This is a genomic window from Shewanella sp. cp20 (assembly GCF_000832025.1).
Lineage (GTDB): Bacteria > Pseudomonadota > Gammaproteobacteria > Enterobacterales > Shewanellaceae > Shewanella.
On sequence record NZ_JPII01000026.1, the window covers coordinates 1 to 23,824 of the forward strand.

Annotated in this window: 27 protein-coding genes; 11 read left to right on the forward strand and 16 right to left on the reverse strand. The window is 55.0% G+C overall.

Annotated features, from left to right (window positions below):
• Positions 1-116 precede the first annotated feature (116 nt).
• The 14 genes from DB48_RS08815 to DB48_RS20285 all read right to left on the reverse strand — a co-directional run bounded on the left by DB48_RS08815 (position 117) and on the right by DB48_RS20285 (position 11,479).
• Positions 117-1,379 (reverse strand): sensor histidine kinase, encoded by a 1,263-nt coding sequence (locus DB48_RS08815; protein ID WP_041509932.1) that lies wholly within the window; start codon positions 1,377-1,379, stop codon positions 117-119.
• Between the two features lie 11 nt (positions 1,380-1,390).
• Positions 1,391-2,074: a response regulator transcription factor gene (locus DB48_RS08820; RefSeq protein WP_041509933.1), complete on the reverse strand. Its 684-nt coding sequence runs from the start codon at positions 2,072-2,074 to the stop codon at positions 1,391-1,393.
• Between the two features lie 104 nt (positions 2,075-2,178).
• Positions 2,179-3,546, reverse strand: coding sequence for a magnesium transporter (gene mgtE / locus DB48_RS08825; protein WP_041509934.1), 1,368 nt, complete (start codon positions 3,544-3,546; stop codon positions 2,179-2,181).
• A 100-nt stretch (positions 3,547-3,646) separates the two neighbouring features.
• Positions 3,647-3,922: an HPr family phosphocarrier protein gene (locus DB48_RS08830; protein ID WP_041509935.1), complete on the reverse strand. Its 276-nt coding sequence runs from the start codon at positions 3,920-3,922 to the stop codon at positions 3,647-3,649.
• Positions 3,915-4,763: an RNase adapter RapZ gene (gene rapZ, locus DB48_RS08835; protein ID WP_041509936.1), complete on the reverse strand. Its 849-nt coding sequence runs from the start codon at positions 4,761-4,763 to the stop codon at positions 3,915-3,917. Before rapZ ends, DB48_RS08830 begins: the two co-directional genes overlap by 8 nt.
• Positions 4,760-5,203 carry a PTS IIA-like nitrogen regulatory protein PtsN gene (ptsN, locus tag DB48_RS08840; RefSeq protein WP_041509937.1) on the reverse strand — a complete coding sequence of 148 codons (444 nt, stop codon included), beginning with the start codon at positions 5,201-5,203 and terminating at the stop codon, positions 4,760-4,762. The genes rapZ and ptsN overlap by 4 nt, the downstream gene beginning before the upstream one ends.
• Before the next feature lie 2 nt (positions 5,204-5,205).
• Positions 5,206-5,493 carry a ribosome hibernation promoting factor gene (gene hpf, locus DB48_RS08845; protein ID WP_011867108.1) on the reverse strand — a complete coding sequence of 96 codons (288 nt, stop codon included), beginning with the start codon at positions 5,491-5,493 and terminating at the stop codon, positions 5,206-5,208.
• Between the two features lie 30 nt (positions 5,494-5,523).
• Entirely contained in the window at positions 5,524-7,011 is a 1,488-nt protein-coding gene (locus DB48_RS08850; RefSeq protein ID WP_041509938.1) for an RNA polymerase factor sigma-54, read from the reverse strand.
• A 133-nt stretch (positions 7,012-7,144) separates the two neighbouring features.
• Complete coding sequence (gene lptB / locus DB48_RS08855) at positions 7,145-7,876, reverse strand: LPS export ABC transporter ATP-binding protein (RefSeq protein WP_041509939.1); 732 nt, start codon at positions 7,874-7,876, stop codon at positions 7,145-7,147.
• A complete protein-coding gene (lptA, locus tag DB48_RS08860) occupies positions 7,873-8,415 on the reverse strand; it encodes a lipopolysaccharide transport periplasmic protein LptA (RefSeq protein WP_041509940.1) in 543 nt (180 codons plus the stop codon). Before lptA ends, lptB begins: the two co-directional genes overlap by 4 nt.
• Positions 8,402-8,959, reverse strand: coding sequence for an LPS export ABC transporter periplasmic protein LptC (lptC, locus tag DB48_RS08865; RefSeq protein WP_041509941.1), 558 nt, complete (start codon positions 8,957-8,959; stop codon positions 8,402-8,404). Before lptC ends, lptA begins: the two co-directional genes overlap by 14 nt.
• Positions 8,956-9,507 (reverse strand): 3-deoxy-manno-octulosonate-8-phosphatase KdsC, encoded by a 552-nt coding sequence (gene kdsC / locus DB48_RS08870; protein WP_041509942.1) that lies wholly within the window; start codon positions 9,505-9,507, stop codon positions 8,956-8,958. The genes lptC and kdsC overlap by 4 nt, the downstream gene beginning before the upstream one ends.
• Before the next feature lies 1 nt (position 9,508).
• Positions 9,509-10,486, reverse strand: a complete 978-nt coding sequence (locus DB48_RS20280) for a KpsF/GutQ family sugar-phosphate isomerase (protein ID WP_041509943.1) — start codon at positions 10,484-10,486, stop codon at positions 9,509-9,511.
• A 33-nt stretch (positions 10,487-10,519) separates the two neighbouring features.
• Positions 10,520-11,479 (reverse strand): calcium/sodium antiporter, encoded by a 960-nt coding sequence (locus DB48_RS20285; protein ID WP_041509944.1) that lies wholly within the window; start codon positions 11,477-11,479, stop codon positions 10,520-10,522.
• Between the two features lie 234 nt (positions 11,480-11,713).
• On the opposite strand from DB48_RS20285, the gene DB48_RS08885 reads away from it, so the two are divergent.
• The 11 genes from DB48_RS08885 to DB48_RS20225 all read left to right on the forward strand — a co-directional run bounded on the left by DB48_RS08885 (position 11,714) and on the right by DB48_RS20225 (position 20,925).
• Positions 11,714-12,523, forward strand: coding sequence for an ATP-binding cassette domain-containing protein (locus tag DB48_RS08885; RefSeq protein ID WP_443018632.1), 810 nt, complete (start codon positions 11,714-11,716; stop codon positions 12,521-12,523).
• The gene (gene mlaE, locus DB48_RS08890) at positions 12,510-13,295 is read left to right on the forward strand and encodes a lipid asymmetry maintenance ABC transporter permease subunit MlaE (RefSeq protein ID WP_041509945.1); all 786 of its coding nucleotides are present in this window, start codon (positions 12,510-12,512) and stop codon (positions 13,293-13,295) included. The genes DB48_RS08885 and mlaE overlap by 14 nt, the downstream gene beginning before the upstream one ends.
• A gap of 71 nt (positions 13,296-13,366) precedes the next feature.
• On the forward strand, positions 13,367-13,840 hold the full coding sequence (mlaD, locus tag DB48_RS08895; RefSeq protein ID WP_041509946.1) for an outer membrane lipid asymmetry maintenance protein MlaD: 474 nt from the start codon (positions 13,367-13,369) through the stop codon (positions 13,838-13,840).
• Positions 13,841-13,851: 11 nt separating this feature from the next.
• Complete coding sequence (locus DB48_RS08900; RefSeq protein WP_041509947.1) at positions 13,852-14,505, forward strand: MlaC/ttg2D family ABC transporter substrate-binding protein; 654 nt, start codon at positions 13,852-13,854, stop codon at positions 14,503-14,505.
• The gene (locus DB48_RS08905) at positions 14,505-14,798 is read left to right on the forward strand and encodes an STAS domain-containing protein (protein ID WP_041509948.1); all 294 of its coding nucleotides are present in this window, start codon (positions 14,505-14,507) and stop codon (positions 14,796-14,798) included. The genes DB48_RS08900 and DB48_RS08905 overlap by 1 nt, the downstream gene beginning before the upstream one ends.
• 15 nt (positions 14,799-14,813) lie before the next feature.
• The gene (locus DB48_RS08910) at positions 14,814-15,071 is read left to right on the forward strand and encodes a BolA family protein (RefSeq protein ID WP_041509949.1); all 258 of its coding nucleotides are present in this window, start codon (positions 14,814-14,816) and stop codon (positions 15,069-15,071) included.
• A 9-nt stretch (positions 15,072-15,080) separates the two neighbouring features.
• Entirely contained in the window at positions 15,081-16,340 is a 1,260-nt protein-coding gene (murA, locus tag DB48_RS08915) for a UDP-N-acetylglucosamine 1-carboxyvinyltransferase (RefSeq protein WP_041509950.1), read from the forward strand.
• Positions 16,341-16,460: 120 nt separating this feature from the next.
• Positions 16,461-17,849, forward strand: coding sequence for a sensor histidine kinase (locus DB48_RS08920; protein ID WP_041509951.1), 1,389 nt, complete (start codon positions 16,461-16,463; stop codon positions 17,847-17,849).
• Positions 17,849-18,481 (forward strand): response regulator, encoded by a 633-nt coding sequence (locus tag DB48_RS08925; RefSeq protein ID WP_041509952.1) that lies wholly within the window; start codon positions 17,849-17,851, stop codon positions 18,479-18,481. Before DB48_RS08920 ends, DB48_RS08925 begins: the two co-directional genes overlap by 1 nt.
• 194 nt (positions 18,482-18,675) lie before the next feature.
• Entirely contained in the window at positions 18,676-20,343 is a 1,668-nt protein-coding gene (locus DB48_RS08930; RefSeq protein ID WP_041509953.1) for an Ig-like domain-containing protein, read from the forward strand.
• Positions 20,344-20,763: 420 nt separating this feature from the next.
• Positions 20,764-20,925, forward strand: a complete 162-nt coding sequence (locus tag DB48_RS20225) for a hypothetical protein (protein WP_160290146.1) — start codon at positions 20,764-20,766, stop codon at positions 20,923-20,925.
• 222 nt (positions 20,926-21,147) lie between these two features.
• Here DB48_RS20225 and degS read toward each other — a convergent pair whose 3' ends face one another.
• Positions 21,148-22,227 (reverse strand): outer membrane-stress sensor serine endopeptidase DegS, encoded by a 1,080-nt coding sequence (degS, locus tag DB48_RS08935; protein WP_041509954.1) that lies wholly within the window; start codon positions 22,225-22,227, stop codon positions 21,148-21,150.
• Between the two features lie 138 nt (positions 22,228-22,365).
• Positions 22,366-23,718 (reverse strand): Do family serine endopeptidase DegQ, encoded by a 1,353-nt coding sequence (gene degQ, locus DB48_RS08940; RefSeq protein WP_041509955.1) that lies wholly within the window; start codon positions 23,716-23,718, stop codon positions 22,366-22,368.
• Positions 23,719-23,824: the final 106 nt, after the last annotated feature.

Sequence of the window (23,824 nt, forward strand, 5' to 3'; positions counted from 1 at the left end):
GTGAACGCGAAAGATAAACAGGCCCTAGGATAAGCGAAACTTATGCCAATTAGATGACAGACAGAAACTCAGGACTGGGGCGTGCTAGACCCTGGCTTAGCGCCTATGTTGCACCATTAGCGTGCATCAGTTGGTGCAGGGAAGTGCAACCTGGCGATGCAACCGGTATCGCTATTGTTGAGGCTAAAACGCCATTGATAACGCTGACACAGGGCCTCGACGATCTCCAGCCCCAGACCATGGCCATGGGGGCGGGTGTCGCTACTGCTCATGCCATGGCCCTGATCTTGTACCGAGATCCCTTTTTCATCGACGCTGATGCTGATGTGGCCGCTATCGCTGGCGTTGATGGCGTTATTAAGCAAGTTGATCAGCAACATGCGCAGCACAGGCTCGCTGGGGGCTATCTGCGGACTGGCATCGAGTTGTAGCGTTAGCTGGATCTGTTTCTGGCTTGCCAGGGGGGCGACCTCGGCCAGGATCTGCCTGAGTTCCTTCTCCTGTAGGGGTCTGAGCTCGGGCGAACTCAGCCCTTTTTCCTGTTTTACCAGGCTCAGCAGTGCATCGATGATCTGCTGCATATTGCTGGCGGCCTTGGCAATGCGGCCGCGTTGTCGCTGTTGAAACTCCGGATTGCCTTCCTGCTCGAGCAGACGGCTGGCGCCTTGAATAATGGTCAGCGGCGTCCTGAGTTCATGACTGGCATAGCGAGAGAAGGCCTGTTCGCGGCGGATCAGCTGGGCGATCTGCTGCTGATAGTGATTGAGGCTGGCGGTGAGGGCATGAAACTCCTGGGTGGCGTCCTTGGAGACTTGAAAGCTCTGGTTGCCCTCCGAGCCCTCGAGCTGCTCGCTGATGGCTCGGATAGGAGCGATAAGCCTGCGGGTGAGCATGGTGATGGCAAAGCCGAACAGGGCAAACAACATCAGGGTGACCGCCAAGATCACCAGGCTGATGTTGTTCCATTCGTCACGGCTCAGCTCTACCTTCTCGGCATCCATTACCAGAATCAGGGGATGGGTTGCCTTGGTGCCGTCATATTGGCTGCGATAGATGAAGATATCTTCCTTGAAGGTGTCGTGTAGCTCATCGAGAAAGCCGATGGGGAGATCGGCAATGGTTTGATATTCCTTGGGTAAGGTGTCTGGGTCATTGTAGGCGACGATCGTGGTGCTTAAGACCAGCGGCGACATGGCGCCCTGTTCGAACGCCGTCTGGGCACTGGGGGCGATCTGCTCCAGGGTGCGGCGGTTGAGTTCATCTTCGACCCAGTAGAGGATGATGATACTCAAGATATAGAGGATCGCGGCTACCAGGAGGGCGATGCTCCCGAAGTAGAAACTGAGTTTGCGAGTCATACTCTTGGCGGTTTTTCGCACCTGTTGGGCCTCTATTGATTCACGTCTAACCGAAAGCCTATCTTAGGCACTGTCAGTATGATGGGGGTGTCGAAGGGTTTATCCACCTGGTTTCTCAGCTGGTACATGTGGCTGCGCAGGATATCGCTGTTGGGGGGCTCCTCCCCCCACAGGTGCTGCACTATCTCCTCTCGCTTCACCACATTGGGGGCGCGGGAGATCAGCAGATGTAGGATCTGGTAACCACTGGGAGTCAGCTGCAGTTTCTTGCCATCGCGGTAGGCGGTATGCTCGGCGATGTTGAGGGTGAGCGGCCCACACTGCTGGCAGCCTTGAGCGACCCGTCCCAGCTGGCGTTTGATTAATGCCAGCAGGCGCACATGCAGTTCATCGAGATCGAAGGGCTTGGTCAGGTAATCGTCGGCGCCGCTGTGAAAGCCTTGCAGCAGATCCTGTTTGTCGTCCAGCGCCGTCAGCATCAGGATTGGGACACTGGAGCCTTGCTCTCTCAGGGCCTTGGCCACGGCATAGCCGTCCATCTTGGGCAGCATGAGATCCAGTACTATGGCGTCGAAGTGTCCCTCGGTCGCGAGGCGCAGGCCGAGTTCGCCGTTGCTGGCGTAATCCACCTGAGCCCCCTGGGCTTCCAGGTAGTCTCCCAAGACGCCGGCGACATCGGCATTATCTTCTATGATGAGTATTTGAGTATTTTGCATGGCTTTTCTCTCGCCGGGTGACTCTACCTATCCTAGCGTGAAAAAGATGTCGTTAACATTGAAATTCAAGCGCATCCGATTGGGCTTTGGGATGCACTCGAGAATCAATTCAGCAGGAACAGGGTGGCGAGGCCGAGGAAGGCGAACAGGCCAATCACATCTGTGACTGTGGTGAGCACCATGCCGCCGGCCAGCGCGGGATCAATATTAAACTTCTTCAGCAGCAGGGGTATGCAGGCGCCAGCCAGACCGGCCACCGTCATGTTGATCAGCATGGCACCGCCGATCAGTCCGCCCAGGGCAATATCGCCCTTCCATAGCCAGATGGCCGCAAACACCAGCAAGGACCAGAGCAGGCCGTTGAGAAAGCCGATGGCTAGCTCCTTGCCGATCAGCCAGCGGGAGTTACTCTGACCTATCTGTCCCAGGGCGATACCGCGTATCACCAGGGCCAGGGTCTGGTTACCCGCCACGCCGCCCATGCTGGGTACTATGGTCATCAAGATGGCGATGGTGGCAAACTGCTCCAGGGTGTTCTCGAACATGTTGCTGACCGAGGCGGCCAGCAGCGCGGCAAACAGGTTGATGGTCAGCCAGAGGGAGCGCCTCAGGGTGCTCTTGACCACAGGGCCGAAGGTGTCGGTATCGTCATCCATACCCGCCATCCCCATCATGGAGTGTTCGGCGTCCTCACGGATCACGTCGACGATATCGTCGATGGTGATACGGCCCAGCAGACGATTGGTCTCCTCTTCCACCACGGGCGCCGAGACCCAGTCATGGCGTTCGAACAGCTGGGCGACTTCGCCGTCGTCCATGGCCACGGGGATCCCCTCAAGATCGTCGTTCATGATCTCTCGCACCGAGGCATTAGGATCGCAGGTGAGCAGGTCGGTAATGCGTACGCCGCCCAGCAGGCTGTCGCGCTTGTCCACCACATACAGGGTATCTGTGGCGTCGGGCAATTCGCCGCGGATCCTCAGATAACGCAGAATCACATCTATGGTGACATCGGGCCGCACTGTCACAGTATCTGTGTTCATGATACTGCCGGCGGTATCTTCCGGATAGGAGAGCGCCTGCTCCACCCTGGCCCTGTCTTGCGCCGTCATCGACTGCAACACCTGGTTGAAGACGCTGTCGGGCAGGCTACGCAGTATGTAGGCCAGATCGTCGGTATCCATGCCTTTGGCCGCCTTGGCGACCCGCTCGGGACTCATCTGGGTGATCAGGGTATCTTTGAGCTCTTCACCCAGCTCGTCGAGGATCTCCCCCGTGTGCTGCTGGTCGATCAGCTGCCAGAGCACCTGACGGGTGCGCGGCGGCGAAGATTCCAGGATGAAGGCGATATCGGAGGCGGCCATGTCGTGCAGCATGCTGCGCACATGGACAAACATGCCGCTGCCTAAGGCTTGAGTCAGCTGATTAAGGCGTTGATCTGTGGTCTCACTATCTAACACTTCGATCGGCATAGCTCCTCCTTTGGCTGTTGGTTGAACGGCATGGGTGGTAGGCTTGTAAGTCTATGATAAGTATAGGACGAAATTAAGCTGGTACCGGAAAGCGAGCCGATTATACGGCCTCATCGAATTTGGCGTCAATAAGGGCGCTGATGGCATCTAGGGCCGCTTGGGCATCTTTGCCTTCGCTGGTGATGGTGATGGTTTTACCCATGCCGGTCTCGAGCATCAGGAGGCCGAGTACGCTGGCGGCGGAGGCCTGTTTATCGCCCTGAATTAGGGTGACCTCGGCGTCGAACTTGGCGGCGAGTACCGCCAGCTTGGTCGCCGCCCTGGCGTGTAGCCCCAGTTTGTTGCAGATGGTCAGCTGGCGAGCCAACTTAGTCATGCTTTAGCTCTCTGTGGCGAGCCTGCACCTTATGCTGGCCCTTGTTAAACAGCTTGGCGAGCTGGTCGGTCACATAGACAGACCTGTGCTGACCGCCGGTGCAGCCGATGGCGATGGTGAGGTAACTGCGGTTGTTGCGCTCGAGGTGAGGCAACCAGGTCTCCAGCAGGTTTTCGATCTGCCAGATGAACTTGTTGACCAGTGGCTGCTGACTGAGAAACTGCTGCACAGGCTCGTCCAGGCCGGTTAAGGGCCTCAGCTCTGGCTCCCAGTGGGGGTTTGGCAGGAAGCGTACGTCGAACATGAAGTCGGCTTCGCTTGGCATGCCATATTTAAAGCCGAAAGATTCGAAGTTGATCACCAACTCTTTATCCACAGTGCCTAGCAGGATCTCGCGAACCTTGTCGCTTAGCTCATAGATGTTGAGGTTGGAGGTATCTATGTAGTGATCCACCAGTTTAGCGATGGGATCCAGTAACTTACCTTCGAGCTGTATCGCCTCCTTGAGGGAGACCTTAGAGCGTGACAGCGGGTGTAGTCTGCGGGTCTCGCTATAGCGCTTGAGCAGCACACTGTCGCTGGAGTTGAGGAAGAAACTTAAGATTTCGGTATCTTTGGGAAGCTTGGCCAGCTGCTTTTCCAGCTGGATCTCTTCGCTCGGCATATTACGCACGTCGACACTGATGGCCACGAGATCGTTGCGTCCCTTGAGCTGCTCTAGCAGGGATTCCATCATCTGCAATGGCAGATTATCGACACAGTAATAGCCTAGATCTTCTAAGACCCTAAGCGCGACGGATTTTCCCGATCCTGAGCGTCCTGATACCAAAACCAATTTCATTGGGTGATCACCTGATAGAGTTCGGATTCATCTTGGGTCTTTCTTAGCTGCTTAATGATCGCCTTATCATTGAGCTTCTCGGCCATGGCGGCCAGGGTGCTAAGATGTTGCTCGCATTGATCTGCGGGCACTAATAATGCAAAAAGGATATCGACGGGCTGATTGTCAATGGCATCGAATGCGATTGGTTCAGCACATTTAACCAGTACGGCCACGGGTTGATCTATGTTGGTCAGCCGCCCGTGAGGAATCGCGATACCATTGCCTATACCTGTGCTGCCCATTTTCTCTCGAGCCAGAAGGCTTTCAAAAATTTCTTGAGAGGAGAGGGTAGGGTACTGGACAGCGGCTAAGTCGCTGATAAGCTCCAGTACCTTTTTCTTACTGCCCGGAGTGGCGCAGGTGGTGCACTCCGGCCGCAGGATGGTACTCAGTTCCATCGTTAATGTTTAGTAAGCTTCTCTTTGTGTTTAATGACCTGACGATCGAGTTTGTCAATCAGGGAGTCTATCGCGGCATACATGTCCGCATGTTCGGATGTTGCGAACACTTCTCCGCCGCGGAGATGTAACTTTGCCTCAACCTTCTGTTGCAACTTTTCGACATTTAATACAACGTGCACATTATTGATCTGATCGAAATGACGTTCAAGCTTTGTGAATTTCTCTTCGATGTAGCTTCGTAGAGATTGGGTGATCTCGATATGGTGCCCAGTCAGGTTTATTTGCATAAAGATAGTCCTCCAGTTTCCAGGTTTGTTTTATAAGCTCTTGCGCTGATTCGACGGCGGTATCAGCATCGCTTCGCGATACTTGGCAATGGTGCGTCTAGCTACCTTGATACCCTGTTCGGCCAAGAGTTGAGCCATCTTGCTGTCGCTCAATGGCTTTTTCTGGTTTTCCGCAGCAACCAGCTTCTTGATGAAGGCGCGTATTGCTGTTGAAGAGCACTCTCCGCCATCGTCGGTACCGACGTGACTGGAGAAGAAGTATTTGAGTTCGAAGATCCCTCTCGGGGTATGCATATATTTTTGTGTGGTCACACGCGAGATGGTGGACTCGTGCATCTCCACCGCCTCGGCAATGTCGTTCAGTACCATGGGCTTCATCGCCTCTTCGCCAAATTCGAAGAAGCCTTGTTGGAAGTCGACGATACAGTTGGTCACCTTGAGCAGGGTCTCGTTGCGGCTCTCCAGGCTCTTGAGGAACCATTTGGCTTCCTGCAGGTGGCCACGAATAAACTGGCCATCAGCCTGGCTCTTGGTGCTGCGCGCCATGGCGGCATACTGCTGATTGACGTTGATCTTGGGCATGCTGTCGGGATTGAGCTCGACCACCCAGCGTCCCTTCTTCTTGGTGACAGTCACATCCGGGATCACATACTCGTCGCGGCTGGCGGTGATGGCGAGGCCGGGACGGGGGTTGAGTGTCTGGATCAGGGCGATGGCATCTCTTAGGTCATCTTCTTTGAGTTTGGTCTTGCGCATCAGCAGACGGAAGTCGCGGCCGGCGATGAGATCCAGATGTTCCTTGATCAGCATGCGGGCATTGGCGATATGCGGCGTGTCGTCGCTGTATTGGGCGAGCTGAATCGTCAGGCATTCGCTGAGATCCCTTGCCGCCACGCCGATGGGATCGAAGTGTTGTACCCGCTTGAGAACAGCCTCGACCTCGTCGAGTTCGATCTCAGGATCGCCCATGGCCTCGAGAATATCTTCACAGGTCTGGGTCAGGTAACCACGCTCGTCGATGGCATCTATGATGGCGGTGGCGATGGCCAGATCGTTATCGGAAAAGGGGGTCAGGTTCTTCTGCCATTCAAGGTGTTCATACAGGCCTTCGCTGGTTTCACCCTGAAAAGGCATGTCGTCGTCACGCATGGCGCCCGAGCTGGAGTTGGGCGAGGCGGTATAGACCTCGTCCCAGGTGGTATCGACCGGTAGCTCGTCTGGCATGGAGTCCTGGGTCAGGGCGTCAGAGGTCTCGACACCTGAATTATCCTGGCTCGAATCCAGCTCTATCTTGTCGTCGTACTTGGTGTCGAAGTTGTCGCTGACGGCATCATCTTGCAGCTCGACGTTGGCGCTCTCCTGCTCTTCGTCCAACTCCAGTAGCGGGTTAGATTCTAATGCCTGCTGGATCTCCTGCTGCAACTCTAATGACGACAACTGCAACAGACGAATGGCCTGTTGTAGCTGGGGCGTCATGGTGAGATGCTGACCCATTTTGAGCTGAAGTGACGCTTTCATCGTACTGCTATTCCCTTGTTTCTAATTATAAAATGAGAAAGCTCTGGCTATATGTGCCGGACAAATATATCGAATAGTCGCTAAGGCCACAATCTAAGATAGGTTTTTCTGTGTGGCCCCGTTATAAGATTAACTATAGCTTGAATTGTTCACCTAAGTACACTGCTCGTACTTGCTGGTTGTCTAAGATTTCGGCGGGTGTGCCTTCGGCGATCAGATTACCATGGCTGACGATATAGGCTTTCTCACAGACATCTAGTGTTTCGCGCACATTATGGTCGGTGATCAACACCCCCAGGCCACGATTCTTGAGCTGTTCGATGATCTTCTTGATGTCGATGACCGAGATGGGATCGACCCCGGCGAAAGGCTCGTCGAGAAGAATAAATTTAGGGTTGGCGGCCAGCGCCCTGGCGATCTCTACTCGGCGACGTTCACCGCCAGAGAGTGCCATGCCGTGGCTGTCACGGATGTGGGTGATATGGAACTCTTCCAGCAGGTGTTCCAGTTCCTCTTCGCGGCCGTCGTTGTTCAGGTCGCTGCGGGTCTGCAGCACGGCCATGATGTTGTCGCGTACCGAGAGCTTACGAAAGATGCTGGCTTCCTGAGGCAGATAACCTATGCCCTTGCGGGCGCGCAGATGCATGGGATCCAGCGTCAGGTCGTCATCGTCAATAAAGATGCGGCCCTTGTCGCTCTGCACCAATCCGACGACCATGTAGAAGGTGGTGGTCTTGCCGGCGCCGTTTGGCCCCAGCAGGCCGACGATCTGCCCGGTCTTGACCGTGAGGCTCACGTCTTGGACAACGGCACGACTCTTATAGCTCTTGGCGAGGTTCTCCGCCTTCAAGGTTAGGTGTGTCATTGTTTTTCCTGTTTGGGCTGTTCGGGTTTCTGTTCTGGCTGGATCTGCTCCTGATAGTTCTCAGGCTGAATGATGGTGATCACTCTGTCTTTGCCGCTGCTCTCGGCGATCAGCTGTTGCTGCTCTATGTTGTAGCGGATCTGCGAGCCTGTGACCTGGCTGCCTTCCTGTTCCAGGGTGGCGTCGCCGATCAGTGTCAGGGTGCGGCTGGACAGCTCGTAGCGTATCTCCTTGGCGCTTGCAGATGCTGGGCGGCCATCTTCCATCACCTGAGTGTAGGTGGCTGGGTTGCCGGTGGCGATGAGGATCTTGCCGCTATTCTTCTCTTTGCTGAAGGCGCGCAGCTCACTGGCCAAAATCTTGATTGAGCCTTGTGTGACTTCTACCGGACCGTGGAAGATGATCTGGTTGTTCTTGATGTCGGCCTCCTGGCTGGCGGCAGAGATCTTAACCTCTTGCAGCAGGTCGTTTACCTTGGCGTGGGCGCCAATACTGACCAGGGACAGCAGGCCCGCAAGAATAAGGCTATTTAGTTTCATATGTTCCTTCTACCTGACTCGTCAGTCGTATATTTTGTGCGTTGAGATCGGCATATAAGCCTTCCCCGGTAATGAGGAAATCTTGCCCTGTGACTCGAATGCTTCTGTCGGATGTCATAATCATAGTATTGAGATCCAGCTCCAGATAGGTGGTCTCTATGGTCTGAATCGGTTCTTCTGGGCTAATGGCATCAATGATAACATTATTTTCCAGGGTGACCCGTCCGCTATTTTTGTCCAGCGTACCCTTGGTGGACCTCAGGCGCCACTGGGCATCGCCGTTGTCGGGATAGACCAGATAGATGGGCTGGGTAAAATAGGTCAGGTTGCGCTCGGCATAGTGTTCCATGTGGCTGGCCGATACCCGACTGTTGATGCCACCCTCATCATTGTACTGCACGCTCTTGAGATCCCGGACGATATAGTCGGGACGATCGACGTTATTGAGGGCCAGATCTTCGTTGCCCTTTTTCGACTGCACCTGCCAATAGAGCAGCAGTGCGGTGCCGAAGAAGGCGATGATCGCCAGGGTGACTCTGTTCATATGCTCATTCCGTGGGCCGAGGCAAACTTATCCTGACTCAGCAGAATAAGATCAGTCAGTTCACGCAGGGCGCCATGACCGCCCTTGATATGGGTGACCATGTCGGCGTGTTGGCGCACATAGGGGTGACCGTCGGCCACGCAGACAGACAGGCCCACCTTCTCCATCACAGGAAGGTCCACCATGTCATCACCTATGTAGGCAACTTCCTCTGGCGTGACCTTATAGAGGCTTAGCAGCTCCTGGTAGGGCTCTAGCTTGTTGTCGACACCCTGGTAGATGTGGGTGATGCCCAGTGCCGTCATACGATCTTCTACTATCTGTGACTTGCGCCCCGTGATGATGGCCACGGGAATGTCGCTGGTCAGCAGAGAGCGGACGCCATAGCCGTCGCGGGTATGGAAGGTCTTGAGTTCGTCGCCCGAGTTACTCATATAGACCAGGCCGTCGGAGAAGACGCCGTCGACGTCGCAGATCAACAGCTTGATCTGTTTCGCCTTCAGCCAGACTTCGTCGCTGATGGGACCGTAGAAACCTTGATGTGCCATGTTAGATCACCCCCGCCTTAACCATGTCCAGCATGTTGAGTGCGCCAATCGGTCTTTGTTGATCGTCGGTGACGATCAGGCCGTTGATCTCTTTCTCGTCCATCACCTTGAGTGCCTGGGCGGCTAAGATGCCGTCGCTGACGGTGACGCAGCCATGGGTCATCACCTCTGAGATCGAGGTCTTGCGCAGGTTGATCTCAGCGTCGATCACCCGGCGCAGATCGCCATCGGTGAAGATGCCGACCAGCAGCCCCTGGTTATTGACCACAGCAGTCATGCCCAGCCCCTTCTTGGAGATCTCATACAGGGCCTCTGTGATGCAGATATCTTCGCTAACCAGTGGCAGCTCGTCGCCCTTGTGCATCACATCGCTCACCTTGAGCAACAGCTTGCGGCCCAGGCTACCGCCTGGATGGGAGAGGGCGAAATCATCTTTGGTAAAGCCACGAGCCTGAAGCAGGGCCACCGCCAGGGCATCGCCCATAACCAGGGTGGCCGTGGTGCTGGATGTCGGTGCCAGTCCTAGCGGACAGGCCTCTTCCGGCACCTCGATACACAGGTGGACTATGGCGTGTTTGGCCATGTTGGATTCGGGTTTGCCCGTTACCGCGATGACCGGCAGTCCCATGCGCTTGATCACCGGCATCAGGGTTAAAATTTCGCTGGCCTCACCCGAGTTGGAGATGGCGAGCACGATATCGTTCTCGCTCAGTACGCCCAGGTCTCCGTGGCTGGCCTCGCCGGGATGGACGAAGAAGGCGGGGGTGCCGGTGCTGGCCAGGGTGGCCGAGATCTTGTTACCTATGTGGCCGGATTTGCCCATGCCCATCACAATTACCTTGCCGGTGCAGGCGAGGATCAGCTGGCAGGCCTTGGCAAATTCACTTGAGTCGACATATTGATACAGGTTGTCCAGCGCGTTGCGCTCGATATCGATAACCTTGCGTCCCCAATGACGTAATTGATCTGCATCTACCATCTTGTTCTCTCTATTTTGTCGGCCTAAACGTTATTAGGATAGGAAAAGCGTGACTTGGTACGCGATAAAAGTCGCTAATAACACGCCGCCATGCCAAGGGCGAAGTTGGCGGGCTTTGCCGGTTAATAAAATCAGTATGGCCAGGGCAACGCTGGTTGCCATCACCATGTAAAAGTCGCGACTGCTGGCGGCGGCATCTACCGCGCCAGGGGCGATAAGGGCGGGCAGCGCCAATACCGCGAGAATATTAAACAGGTTCGAGCCAACCACGTTACCTATGGCCAGATCGTCTTCCTTCTTCAGCACGCCTGCCACACAGGCCGCCAGTTCCGGCAGGCTGGTGCCGACGGCGATAATGGTCAGGCCTATGACTAAGTCTGACATATGGAAGGCCTTGGCGATACCCACGGCGCCTTGCACCATCCAGTCGGCAGACAGGGGCAGCAGCACTAGGCCGATGACGAGCCAGAGGATCGCCTTGGGCGTGGGGACATCTTTAGGCACCTCGCTCTCTGCCTCATCGATGAGTGGATCCTTTTCCTTATTGGCGATCGCATGCCAGATCAGGTATCCCATGAGGGCGAAGAAGAGTGCCAACAGCACCAGCCCCTCGATGCGGGTCAGCTGACCATCATAGAGAAAGTATCCTGCCAGCGCCGTGGCGCCAAGCATCATAGGGATTTCCCGCTTGAGTGTCTGTGAGCTTACCGAGATTGCGCCTAACAGCGCGGTGATCCCTAAGATCAACGTGATGTTGGCGACGTTGGAGCCCAGCACATTACCTATGGCCGTGTCTGTCATACCCTCGAGGGAGGCGGTGGCTGCCACAAACATTTCCGGGGCCGAGCTGCCCATAGCGACGATAGTGAGGCCAATCAACATAGGCGGCAGGCCGAGATTACGGGCGAATGCCGCGGCGCCGAAGACAAATTTGTCGGCACTCCAAACCAGTGCACCCAAACCAGCAATCAGTAAGAAAATATTAAATAGCATTGAAAATCTTTTTATTTAAGAGTCTGCCGCGCATTTTCGCTGGATTTGAACAAAATTGAAAGTATTGCGCAAAGATAGTGTCGATTCAGTTGTGCACAATCCGTCAATTTCGTACAATTTGCCTCTTTTCCTGCCGCCTAACCATGGAACGCACTAGGTCCCGTTATGAGTCATCAATCGTTAAGTCATGACAACCAAGCAAAGGGTGAGACTAAGCCGATGGAACAAGCGCCGATGGAACAAGCGAAGCCATTGGTCGAGATCAGTCATCTGGGCTTCAGTCGTGGCACCCATGTTATCTATGACGATGTCAGCCTCACCATCCCCAGGGGGAAGGTGACCGCCATCATGGGACCCAGCGGCATAGGCAAGACCACACTGCTCAAGCTGATCGGTGGCCAGCTGCGCCCAGACAAAGGGGTCATCAAGATCGATGGCATAGACGTGCATCAATGCAATCGCGGCGAGCTGTTTGCCCTACGTAAGCGCATGAGCATGCTGTTTCAGAGCGGCGCCCTGTTTACCGACATGAATGTGTTCGACAACGTGGCCTTTGCCCTTAGGGAACACTCCGAGCTGCCCGAGGCGATCATTCGCCGCATCGTGTTGATGAAGCTCGAGGCGGTCGGTCTTCGCGGCGCGGCGCAGATGATGCCGAGCGAACTCTCTGGCGGCATGCAAAGGCGTGCGGCCCTGGCCCGAGCCATCGCCCTGGAACCCGAGCTAGTGCTCTACGATGAGCCATTCGCCGGTCAGGACCCTATCTCCATGGGTGTGCTGGTTAAGCTGATCCGCGAGCTGAGCGACGCGCTGAGCCTCACCTCTGTGGTGGTGTCTCATGACGTACAGGAGGTGCTGGGGATCGCCGACTACGTCTATGTGCTGGCCGATAAGAAGGTGATCGCCCACGGCACGCCTAGCGAATTAAGGGCCGCAGACAATCCGAAATTGAAACAGTTTATCGGCGGCGAGCCCGACGGGCCCGTGCCGTTTCATTTTCCTGCCCAGGATTACCAGAAGGAGATGTTAGGTGAGCGTGATTGATCAAATCGCCCGCTTAGGTCGTGGTGCGATCGACAGTGTCACTGGCCTGGGACGTGCCGGACTCATGCTGTGGGGCGCCATCGCCAAGGTGCCCAGGGTACGTAAGGGCACGCCGCTACTGATCAAGCAGCTGTATGTGATCGGCGTGCAGTCCATGGTGATCATCCTGGTCTCAGGTCTCTTCATCGGCATGGTGCTGGCGCTGCAGGGCTATAATATTTTGGTGGGTTTTGGTACCGAAGACAGCCTGGGGCCCATGGTGGCGCTCAGTCTGCTGCGTGAACTTGGCCCCGTGGTGACCGCGCTGCTGTTTGCCGGACGAGCGGGCTCGGCGCTCACCGCAGAGATCGGCTTGATGAAGAGTACCGAACAGCTCTCCAGCCTGGAGATGATGGCTATCGATCCCCTGCGTCAGGTGATCGCGCCGCGCTTCTGGGCCGGGGTGATCAGCCTGCCGCTGCTGGCGCTGATGTTTACCGCCGTGGGCATCTATGGCGGTCATCTGGTGGGGGTCGAGTGGAAGGGGATCGACAGCGGCAGCTTCTGGTCGATACTGCAGGCCTCGGTAGAGTGGCGTCAGGACATAGTGAACTGTTTGATTAAGAGCCTGGTGTTCGCCGTAGTGGTCACCTGGATAGCCCTGTATCGTGGCTATCATGTGATCCCTAATCCCGAGGGGATTAGCAGGGCGACCACACAGACAGTGGTGCAGTCCAGCCTGGCTGTGTTGGCGCTGGACTTCCTGTTGACGGCCATGATGTTTGGCCGCTGATGAATTTTTGTTTATGGATAAACCTATATGCCTGCCTTCGTGGTATGTATAGAACTGAGTGGTAATTGGGTATGTTGACTCGCAAAATTGAACTTTTAGTTGGTTTGTTTATTCTGTCGGGCCTGATGGCCTTCCTGGTCTTGGTGTTCAATGTCGCCAACGTCGAGGTGAAGCCTGGGCAGAGCCATTACACCTTGTATGCCAAGTTTACCAATGTGGGTGGCCTCAAGGTGCGCTCGCCGGTCAAAGTGGGTGGTGTGGTGGTTGGCCGGGTGACCAAGATTGGCCTGGATCCCGATGAACTGGTGGCCGTGGTCGAGCTGGCGATGGACAAAGAGTACGATCAGTTCCCCGAGACCAGTAGCCTGTCTATCTTGACCTCTGGTCTCTTGGGTGAGCAGTTCCTGGGCCTGACGCCGGGTTTCGTGATGGACGATATCGGCATGTTGAAAGATGGCGATCGTATCGACGATACCCATTCGGCCTTAGTGCTCGAAGACCTTATCGGCCAGTTCTTATACAGTATGAAGTCTAAAGAAAATTAATAGGGACGAATATGAAACAGTTGTTGCAAGTGCTCTTCTCTTCCTTGGTGTTGCTAGTTAGCAATCTGGTAAGCGCCGAGGAGATCTCGGTCAATACTAAAGACCCCTACGCCATGGTGGAATCGGTCGCCAACAAGACTTTCGCCCGATTTCATCAGGATATTGCCACAATTCAGGCCAATCCTGACCATCTTAAGGTGATAGTCTCTGACGAGCTGATGCCTTATATCGATTACAAGTATGCCTCTTACAAGGTGATGGGGCCTTACCTACGCCAGAGTACGCCGGATCAGCGTGAGCGTTTCGCCGAGGCGTTTAGGGCCTATCTGATTGCCACCTATGCTCAGGCCTTTACCGAGTATACGGATCAGCAGGTAGAGTTTGCGCCGGCCAAGCGTTTCGACGATGAGAAGATGGTGGATGTTAACGTGCAGATCATCGAGCAGGGACGTCCGCCTATCAAGCTGATCTTCAGGGTTCGCCGCCTCAAAGACGACACCTGGAAGGCGTTCGACTTGGTGGCCGAAGGGGTCAGCCTGCTCTCCTCAAAGAGCGCCGAGATCACTAACCTCATCCGCCAGAATGGCATAGATGCGGTGATCAAGGAGCTAGAGACGCACACGGCAGACCGTATCAGCTTGGCGAGCAAGGAGACTAAGTTATAATGCTGGCCTTTGAGCAGGATGCTGGCCTGTGTAAGGTGAGCGGCCAGCTGTCACAGGCGGCCGTGGTACAGCTCTGGCCTAAACTGGAGACGCTGCTGAGCGGGCCATGTGAGCGATTGGATCTCTCTGGGGTCGCCTATAGCGACAGCGCAGGTGTCGCCCTCTTGTTGCATCTGGTGGCAGAGCAGCAGGCGAAGGGAAAGCCACTGGCGCTTTGCAATCCACCATTGCAACTGCAAAAGCTAATAGATTTATATGATTTACAAGACTTCTTCACCGAAGAAGCCAAATAAAAGGGTTATCCGTTTATGGAATGTAATGAGATTGAACAGCTGCTTACTCAAGCGCTGGCACTAGATGAAGTACACGTGAGCCAGGATGGGACACACTATAAGATTGTCGCTGTCGGCGAGTGTTTCGACGGTGTAAGCCGCGTCAAGCAGCAGCAGATGATCTATGCCCCCTTGATGGAACATGTGACCAGTGGGGCGCTACATGCCATCACTATCAATGCCTTTACCCCGACGCAGTGGAAGCGTGAAAAAATCTTCAACATGCCAGGTTAGAGACTCACAGTGGATAAATTAACAATTCAGGCCAGTGGTGCATTGGCCGGTGACGTGGTGATTTCAGGCGCCAAGAATGCTGCCCTGCCGATTCTGATGGCCGGTGTGCTCGCCGAGACAGATTTTGTGGTCAGCAATGTGCCGAACCTGCGCGATGTCAACACCAGCTGTGAGCTGTTGCGTTGCCTCGGTGCCGACGTGAGCCGTGGCGATGACGGCAAGATCACCATCTCGACGACTCACCTAAACGAGTTTTGCGCGCCCTATGAACTGGTGAAGACCATGCGCGCCTCTATTCTGATCCTGGGCCCCTTGCTGGCCCGTTACGGCACCGCCGACGTATCCCTGCCTGGTGGCTGCGCCATCGGCGCCCGTCCGGTTAACCTGCACCTGCATGGCTTGGAGCAGATGGGCGCCAAGATTGAGGTGAAAGAGGGTTATATCAAGGCACGTGTCGATGGTCGCCTCAAGGGCGCCCATATCTTCATGGATATGATCAGCGTCGGTGCCACAGAGAACCTGCTGATGGCGGCGGCCCTGGCCGATGGTGAGACCGTCATCGAAAACGCTGCCCGCGAACCTGAGGTGATCGATCTGGCTAATTGCCTCAACGCCATGGGCGCTAAGATCACAGGCGCAGGTAGTGACACCATTCGTATCCAGGGTGTCGAGTCTCTCAGTGGCTGTGAATATCGCGTGATGCCAGATCGCATCGAGACGGGTAGCTTCCTGGTGGCCGCTGCGGTAACCCGAGGCAAGATACGCTGTGTCGATGCCGATCCTAAGACCCTGGAGGCCGTACTCGCTAAGCTCGAAGACGCCGGCGCCAGCATCACAACCGGTGAAGATTGGATCGAACTGGATATGCAGGGCAAACGCCCTAAGGCGGTCAATATCAAGACCATGCCTTATCCTGGGTTCCCAACAGACATGCAGGCGCAGTTCTGTGTACTAAACGTCCTGGCGGAAGGTATGGCGACCATTACCGAGACCATCTTCGAGAACCGTTTCATGCATGTGCCTGAGCTTATCCGTATGGGCGCCAACATGGAGCTGGAAGGCAATACCTGTATCATCAAGGGTTGTGAGCGGCTCAACGGCGCTCAGGTGATGGCGACAGACTTACGCGCCTCGGCGAGCCTGGTGATTGCCGGTCTGGTGGCCGATGGTGTGACTACGGTGGATCGTATCTACCACCTCGACAGAGGCTATGAGCATATCGAAGAGAAGTTTAAGGGCCTAGGCGGCGAAGTCGTGCGGGTCAGCTAACCTTTTCTTTATCATGAAAAAGCCACCTTAGGGTGGCTTTTTTGTGGTCGAGATAAATTTGCATCGATATTGTCGAGATTGTCACGGCGGCCTATGTTGAGCCAGTGTTAAAGTCTTCCTATGCTGACTTTTATCGTGTTTAACATCTACCTCTTCTATGGCCTAGTGTTTTTTTCCATTGGCTGCGTAGTCGTTTTTCGCAATTTTAAGTACAGTCAGCTCTCCATCTCGCCCACGCTCTGGGCCCTGGCCCTGTTTGGCTTTACCCATGCCTTCCACGAGTGGTCTGAGTTATACGTCATCCTCTTTGCCGACGACATCAGTCAGCAATATCAGGTGCTGGTGCAGTGGCTTAGGCTACTTAAACTGGCACTCTCCTTTGCCAGCCTGATGGTGTTTGCCTGGCTGCTCTTCGCTATCTTGTCGCGACGCATAGCCCGCATAGGTCATGGGGCGATCCTGCTGGTTCTGCTGGCCTACTGCATCTCAGTGGTGAGTCTATCTGGCTCATTGGATCTCTCCGATGAGATGTTTTCACAGGCGGCTCACTGTACGCGTCTGTTGCTGGGGTTTGGCAGCGCGTTTCTGGCCGGCTCCGGCATGGCTATCTATGGCCATGGCTTGCTACAGGCGCGGCATGACTATGGCCAGTATTTTGTAGCAACCGGCGTGGGCCTGTGGATTTACGGCGTGCTTGCGGGTCTGGTGCCGACCGACTTGCATATGACCATTCCCGTGCTGCGTACCCTGGCCAGTGGCCTGGTGTTGATCACCCTGTTTAAGGCGCTCAAGATCTTCGACATCGAGCGGGAGCAGCAAACTGAGGTGAAGTTAAAGCGCGCAATTGAGGCCGATAAGTATAAGGCGATCGGTCAGCTGGCCATGGGGGTGGCCCATGAGATCAATAACCCGCTGGCATCCTCGACCCTGGCGCTGGATCTGTTAGAGCGAAAGCATCCGCCACAAGATGACGCATACAAAGAGTACATCAACCGTATTCGACTCGGGATCAGCCGCGCCGCCGAGATCAGCAAGGAGTTACTGGCCTATGCCAGACCGACCTCGGAGGAGGCAATGCCGGTGTGCCTGGCTGAGGTGATTCGCTCGTCGATTAAGCTGCTGTCACATAAGCAACGTAACTTCGAGATCCGTGTCAATTGTCCCGAATCTCTGTCGATGTTGGGACAGAAGATTAAGCTTGAAGAGCTGCTGATCAACCTGCTCAACAATGCCATGGATGCCAGTGAACAGGGCGGCATCATCTGCGTCGATGTGGCAAGCGAAGCGGGTGGCATTCGGCTGTCGGTCACGGATCAGGGGCAGGGGATGGACGATGCGAGTCTTGCCAGGGCGCTAGAGCCTTTTTACTCCACCAAGGCGATAGGTAAGGGCACCGGACTTGGGCTGGCTATCTGCGAGTCGATAGTCAGGGCTCATAGGGGAAGCATGGATATTCACAGCCAGCTGGGGCAGGGAACCCAGGTGTCGATTCTATTTGAGGAGGTCTGATGGCCAGCATTTTAATTGCCGAAGATGACGCCGACTTACGCACCAATATGGTGGATATCTTAGAGTTGGAAGGCCATCAGGTTGTCGCGGTCGATTGCGCCGAGGCGGCGATCTCGGCCTGCCAGCAGCACACCTTCGACATCGCGCTGATGGATTTGCTCATGCCGGGTATGACAGGGGTCGAGGCGATCTCTAACCTACGCCAATTGAATCCTTTTATCGCCATTATCATAGTCACCGCCTACGCCACGGTCGATACCGCCGTCGATGCCATGAAGAAGGGCGCCGACAGCGTGATGACCAAACCCTTCAATGCCGGTGAGCTATTGATGGGGATTAAACGCAGTATCGCCGAGAAGCAGTTGTTGAAGTCGGCCGTCAATATCGACGCCGATAGTGTCTATGCCGCCCTGGCCAATCCGTTGCGGCGCTCGACCCTGAAACAGCTGGGGACTCATAAACAACTTAAATTTATGGATCTTTGCCGCTTGGTGGGCGTCGAGGATCACACCAGGTTTAATTTTCATCTGCGCCAATTAAAGAAGGCCGGCCTGGTGCAACAAAATGAGAGTAAGGTCTATATTTTGACAACAACTGGGCAATTTGTTTTACAAAATCACAATCTTTCATGACGTCATAAAATCCTAATAATCAGTAGGTTAATCTTGTTCTGATAAGGAAACTTCACAATAGTCAGGCTATTGTGAAATCGCCTAATCTATCCCTTAAGTGGTAAGTCGCAAATACTGTGACCATGTCCGAAGAGACATATCAGTCACCCTTCCTGCAAGTTGGTGATTGTCATAAGCCACGAGAGGATGAATATATGAGCAGCCAAATTCCATGTAAAAAGCTATTGCTTGCTAGCATGATCTCTATGTTGGTGGCGTGTGGTAGTGATAATGACGACACCCCTCCACCAGTTGAAAGCAACACCCCGCCCGTTGCCGTTGCCGATAGCGCAACCGTTACCGTGTCAGAAATGGTCAGCATAGATGTGCTGGCAAACGATACCGACGCCGATGGCGATACCCTGTCAATCGTCTCTGTCAGCTCCGATAGTGCGGTCATCAAGGAGGGTAAGGTTGAATATACCGCGGGTGACGCGGCGGGAGAGGTTAAGTTTAACTATACCATCACAGATGGCACAGATGAGGCGGTTGGTGAGGTTACCGTGACCGTCGAGGCGCTGCCTGAGCCTGAAGCCTTAGCCTATGTCGGCTCTGCCGCCTGTGCTGGCTGTCATGGGGATCAGCATGCCTCATTCGCCAAGACGGGCCATAACTTCAAGATTCAGAAGATCACCGCTGGCGAGCAGCCGAGTTTTCCTTATACGCCAGAGAGCACCATCACCGGAGCCATAGATCTGTTGGTCGACTCGACGCCAAACAATACCCTGGGGGCGCCGACTAGCTATGATGAGGTGAGCTATGTGGTGGGCGGTTATCACTGGAAGATGCGTTGGTTGGATAAAGACGGTTACATAGTGACGGGTAAGAATGTCCAGTACAACATACATAACAGTAAAGGCGAGTTGAACATTCCCGACAATCACCCCGCCGACCCGGACGTCATGGGTAACTACAAAGATACCGAATTTGATGTGCAGTACAGCTGTGGTAACTGTCACACCACGGGCTGGAAGCGCACCACAGACGTGGCCGGTGGCGACAGCCGTAATCCGGATCGTCAAGGCGATCTACCCGGCATGAACGGAACTTTTGCCGAGCAGGGGATTCAGTGTGAATCGTGCCACGGTGCCGGTAGTCTACACGTGAAGGCACCTTCGAAAGACAACATCACCAAGATAGCGACGGCGCGCACCACGGATGATTTCCTTGCCGAGGATATGGCATATGGCAAAGCCGTTACCTGCGCCGAATGTCATACCCGTGACGGTGAGAAGGACTATCCAAGCTTCGTCAGCAAGTACAACGGTGCTTTCCCTGCGGGCAGTCAGGTAGGGGGACGTATCATTGCTAAGGGAGGCCTGGCTCAGCATCACCAAACCGCCGACGAACTCCTGGGTGTCGTACCGCAAGATCATGGTGCCTACAAAGCCGGCGAGGAGATTGGTGCCAAGAAAGGCATGAGCTGTACCAGCTGTCATGATGCGCACAAGTCAACCAAGAATCAGGAAAGCAGCGATGGTCTACATGCGGGCGCGGTGAAGGCCTGTAGCGACTGTCATACTATGGCGTTTGCCGATGGTGGCGGATCTTACGGTCATAGCTCCATTGCCGAATGTACCGACTGTCATATGCCGAAACTTGCTAAGAGTGCGGTAACCACTGGACCTAAGTTAGGCAGTGCCGATGTGGTGTTTGGTGATATCAAGTCTCACCTGTTCACCCTAGACCTGTCACCCGATGCAAAACAGTTTACCGACGATGGTAAGTATCAAATGCCTTGGGGTACGGCCAAGTTTACCTGTGGTAACTGTCATGGCGACTACACAGAGAAGGCGGCGGCCCTGACTAAGATCCATAAATAACAGGTTAGATAATAAGTGTGGGTTGTGCCCACGATAATGAAGTTAAAAAGTGATTCATTGCCCTTCCCCATAGGTGAAGACCATCTCAGCCACTGCGCTAAGGTGGTCTTTTTTTTTGGGGGGGAGATGAGTCACCGCTATGCAGATCAAGACTCACCGCAGGCCTAGGCGGTCAAGTTGGCGATAAGCGCCATGCCAGGTTTAGTAAGGCTTAGGGAAGGTGCGAATAAGTCCCGTGCTTGCTCTGCGTGTGCTAAAAGTGGATAGATGCAAGGCACAGTTTGCAGCGAATGGCCCTAGTCCTTCGCAAGAACTTCCTCTGCAGGGATGAAACATATTTAATCTCATCTGGGCGGTACAGATCTGCTTATACTTGTAGTATAAAAAGGTCGGCCAATTTAATTATGCTAAGGAGAGTATATGGCACACAGCAAAAGGATGGCGTTGTTAGTCGCGCTGCTTATCGGCGCCCTTATCTGTTACGGCGTGGGGATGCACCTGGGGGCCTTGAGCCTGCTGGTCGTCGGCGCGCTGCTCGAATGTGGTTTCTGGCTCCGGCTATTTAAGCGTCCGAGTCGATAGCGACTGGCCTGCCACAACTCTGGTTGGCGGTTAGGCTTAGGTTAGGCCGTTACACTTAGGTTGGACCGTTACACTTAGGTTGGGCCGTTACACTTAGGTTGAGCCGTTACACTTAGGTTGGGCTATCAGCCATAGAACAGATAAAAGAAAAGCCAGCGATTGCTGGCTTTTTTATGCGGGCTGTTCACTGGCTCTTACTCAGTGGCCCTTATTCACAGGCTTTTACTCACTGCCTAGATTTTCCCCTATGGTGACGGGCACCTCATAGTATTTGCCGCTGCGTATGATGGTCATGGTGACCTGAGTGCCAGGTGGCGTCTCGGCAATTCTGTCCATCAGCATCTCGACACCGGGAACGGTTTCGTCGTTAAACTTAGTGATCACGTCTCTGGGTCTGAGCTTGGCCTGGGCGGCTGGCCCTTGATGATCGACTCCCGTCACCATGACACCGGTCAGATCCGGCAGGTTGAGGATCTGCGCCATCACAGGGTTGATTGCCTCGCCTGTGATGCCCAGTGCACCACGGATCACTCGGCCATCTTTAATCAGCTTGCCCATGATGCTGTGAGCCAGCTTGATGGGGATGGCGAAGTTAATGCCATGGCCACCACCCTCGCCGCCAATCTGGAAGGCGGCGGTGTTGATGCCGATCAGTCGGCCGCTGGTGTCGATGAGCGCGCCGCCCGAGTTACCCGCGTTGATGGCGGCGTCTGTCTGCAGGAAGTCCAGATAGCCCGAACTCAGGCCGTTACGACCCGTGGCGCTGATGATCCCCTGGGTGATGGTTTGCCCCAGGTTATAGGGGTTGCCTATGGCCAGTACCACGTCGCCGACCTGGGCCGGCACATCTAAGTTGATGGGGACGACGGGCAGGGCATCGCCCTCTATCTTGAGCACCGCCAAGTCGGTGACAGAATCAGAACCCACGACCTCAGAGGTAAACTTGCGACCATCTTGCAGGGCGACCACTATCTCGTCGGCCTTCTTGACCACGTGATAGTTGGTGAGTATGTAGCCCTCTTTACTCATGATCACGCCCGATCCCAGCCCCTGCAGCGAGCCCGAATTGAGCGGACGGCTCTGATCTATGCTCAGGCTGTAGATGTTGACTACCGCCGGTGCGGCGCGGCGTACTGCCTGGGAGAAGGAGAGTTCTATTCCGTTCTGTCCGCGGCTCTGGAAGAAGTTGCCGTGGTTAGCCGTGCCTGTGATCCATGGGGTGATGACCAGAAAGACGGCGGCCATGATGAGGCCGAAAAAAACAGCTTTCGCGATGTAAATTACCGTGTCTTTAAGCGTCATGATTTAAGGTGTTATGGGGAAAGTAGCGTTAGATTAACATGTTTATTTATAGGGCACTATTGGCCTAAGTGCATAAAGCGAGAATTAAAAGAGGCCATGGCGCAGGCGGTTAAGCCTGGCCATGGCCCCCAAGTCGTCCTATCTGAGTACCAGATAGAGACTGTTGTTACCGCGCAACAGTTTCAGGGCTACGGCGCCGTGTTGCTCCTTAAGTTCCGCCTTAAGCTCTTTAAGATCTTCGATACGGGTGCGGTTGACCCCGACTATGATATCGCCCTTGAGCAGGCCGCTAGCCGCCGCCGGAGAACCCTGGGCGATCTCTGTGATCTCGACCCCTTTCTTATTGTTCTCTAGCGTTGCACCCGCCAGCATAGGATGTACGGCACCGGCCGCGGTTTCTGTCTGCTGGTTAGCCTCGCCTAGCACAGCGGTGACCGTCTTCTCATCGCCGTCGCGGATCAGACCGAGCTTCACCTTGGCACCGGCACCCATGGTACCTATCTTGGCTCTCAGCTCCTGGAAGGACTTGATAGGCTTGCCGTTGACGCTGATTATGATGTCGCCAGCCTTGATGCCCGCCTTATCCGCCGCGCTGTCTGGCATTACCTCATTGACGAAGCCGCCGTGCTGCGAATCCAGGCCAAAGCCTTGGGCCAGCTCGCTATCTAGGTCTCGACCGCTGACACCCAGCACGCCGCGGCGTACCTCGCCGTGTTCGATCAGCTGATCCACCAGGTTGTTGACCATGTTGGCCGGAATGGCAAAGCCGATGCCTACGTTACCGCCGCCCGGGGCGACGATGGCGGTGTTGATGCCGATCAGCTCACCGTTGAGGTTTACCAGGGCGCCGCCCGAGTTACCGCTGTTGATGGCGGCGTCTGTCTGAATGAAGTTCTCCAGCATCTCGATACCTAGGCCGCTGCGGCCCATGGCGCTGACGATGCCCGAGGTAACTGTCTGGCCAAGACCGAAGGGGTTACCAATGGCCACGGCGAAGTCACCCACCTTGAGCTCATCTGAGTCGGCGCGCTTGAGGGCCACCAGGTTCTTGGCTTCGATCTGTAACAGGGCCACGTCGGACTCGGCATCTGTGCCGATAAGCTTGGCCTCTATCTCACGGCCATCATGCAGGCCAATCAAGATCTCGTCGGCACCGTCGATCACATGATTGTTGGTGACGATATAGCCTTTTTTCGCATCTATGATGACCCCAGAACCTAGCCCCTTGAAGGGACGCTCCTGCACCTGCTCTCTCGGGGCGTTAGGGCCGAAGAAGTAGCGGAAGGCGTCGGGCAGACGCTGCTTAGAGACATGGGTGCCAGATACGGCGACGGCCACCACGGCTGGGGTGGTTTTCTCCAGCATGGGCGCCAGGCTAGGTAGCTCCTGTCCGTCGACGGCCAGTGGAATGGCGGCTTGAGAAACGGCAGGCATAACCATCAGGCTCGCGCCGAGCAGTGCGGCGGAAAGTAGTGATAATTTCGTTTTCATCTATTCATGACTCCAATGTTGCAATTATGAACTTATGACTTTGTAGATATAAGGCTACTCGGACGTAAATCAAGTGATTAAAAGACTGTGTTACTCAATCCGACTA

Excerpts from the sequence above, each read along its gene's own strand:
- degS (WP_041509954.1), bottom strand. The coding sequence starts at position 22,227 with ATGACGCTTAAAGACACGGTAATTTACATCGCGAAAGCTGTTTTTTTC.
- mlaD (WP_041509946.1), top strand. The coding sequence starts at position 13,367 with ATGTTGACTCGCAAAATTGAACTTTTAGTTGGTTTGTTTATTCTGTCG.
- hpf (WP_011867108.1), bottom strand. The coding sequence starts at position 5,493 with ATGCAAATAAACCTGACTGGGCACCATATCGAGATCACCCAATCTCTA.
- ptsN (WP_041509937.1), bottom strand. The coding sequence starts at position 5,203 with ATGGAACTGAGTACCATCCTGCGGCCGGAGTGCACCACCTGCGCCACT.
- DB48_RS08900 (WP_041509947.1), top strand. The coding sequence starts at position 13,852 with ATGAAACAGTTGTTGCAAGTGCTCTTCTCTTCCTTGGTGTTGCTAGTT.
- DB48_RS08925 (WP_041509952.1), top strand. The coding sequence starts at position 17,849 with ATGGCCAGCATTTTAATTGCCGAAGATGACGCCGACTTACGCACCAAT.
- DB48_RS20225 (WP_160290146.1), top strand. The coding sequence starts at position 20,764 with ATGGCACACAGCAAAAGGATGGCGTTGTTAGTCGCGCTGCTTATCGGC.
- DB48_RS08820 (WP_041509933.1), bottom strand. The coding sequence starts at position 2,074 with ATGCAAAATACTCAAATACTCATCATAGAAGATAATGCCGATGTCGCC.
- lptC (WP_041509941.1), bottom strand. The coding sequence starts at position 8,959 with ATGAACAGAGTCACCCTGGCGATCATCGCCTTCTTCGGCACCGCACTG.
- lptB (WP_041509939.1), bottom strand. The coding sequence starts at position 7,876 with ATGACACACCTAACCTTGAAGGCGGAGAACCTCGCCAAGAGCTATAAG.
- rapZ (WP_041509936.1), bottom strand. The coding sequence starts at position 4,763 with ATGAAATTGGTTTTGGTATCAGGACGCTCAGGATCGGGAAAATCCGTC.
- DB48_RS08850 (WP_041509938.1), bottom strand. The coding sequence starts at position 7,011 with ATGAAAGCGTCACTTCAGCTCAAAATGGGTCAGCATCTCACCATGACG.
- DB48_RS08930 (WP_041509953.1), top strand. The coding sequence starts at position 18,676 with ATGAGCAGCCAAATTCCATGTAAAAAGCTATTGCTTGCTAGCATGATC.
- kdsC (WP_041509942.1), bottom strand. The coding sequence starts at position 9,507 with ATGGCACATCAAGGTTTCTACGGTCCCATCAGCGACGAAGTCTGGCTG.
- DB48_RS08830 (WP_041509935.1), bottom strand. The coding sequence starts at position 3,922 with ATGACTAAGTTGGCTCGCCAGCTGACCATCTGCAACAAACTGGGGCTA.
- degQ (WP_041509955.1), bottom strand. The coding sequence starts at position 23,718 with ATGAAAACGAAATTATCACTACTTTCCGCCGCACTGCTCGGCGCGAGC.
- DB48_RS08885 (WP_443018632.1), top strand. The coding sequence starts at position 11,714 with ATGGAACAAGCGAAGCCATTGGTCGAGATCAGTCATCTGGGCTTCAGT.
- DB48_RS20280 (WP_041509943.1), bottom strand. The coding sequence starts at position 10,486 with ATGGTAGATGCAGATCAATTACGTCATTGGGGACGCAAGGTTATCGAT.
- lptA (WP_041509940.1), bottom strand. The coding sequence starts at position 8,415 with ATGAAACTAAATAGCCTTATTCTTGCGGGCCTGCTGTCCCTGGTCAGT.
- DB48_RS08920 (WP_041509951.1), top strand. The coding sequence starts at position 16,461 with ATGCTGACTTTTATCGTGTTTAACATCTACCTCTTCTATGGCCTAGTG.
- DB48_RS20285 (WP_041509944.1), bottom strand. The coding sequence starts at position 11,479 with ATGCTATTTAATATTTTCTTACTGATTGCTGGTTTGGGTGCACTGGTT.
- DB48_RS08910 (WP_041509949.1), top strand. The coding sequence starts at position 14,814 with ATGGAATGTAATGAGATTGAACAGCTGCTTACTCAAGCGCTGGCACTA.
- DB48_RS08905 (WP_041509948.1), top strand. The coding sequence starts at position 14,505 with ATGCTGGCCTTTGAGCAGGATGCTGGCCTGTGTAAGGTGAGCGGCCAG.
- mgtE (WP_041509934.1), bottom strand. The coding sequence starts at position 3,546 with ATGCCGATCGAAGTGTTAGATAGTGAGACCACAGATCAACGCCTTAAT.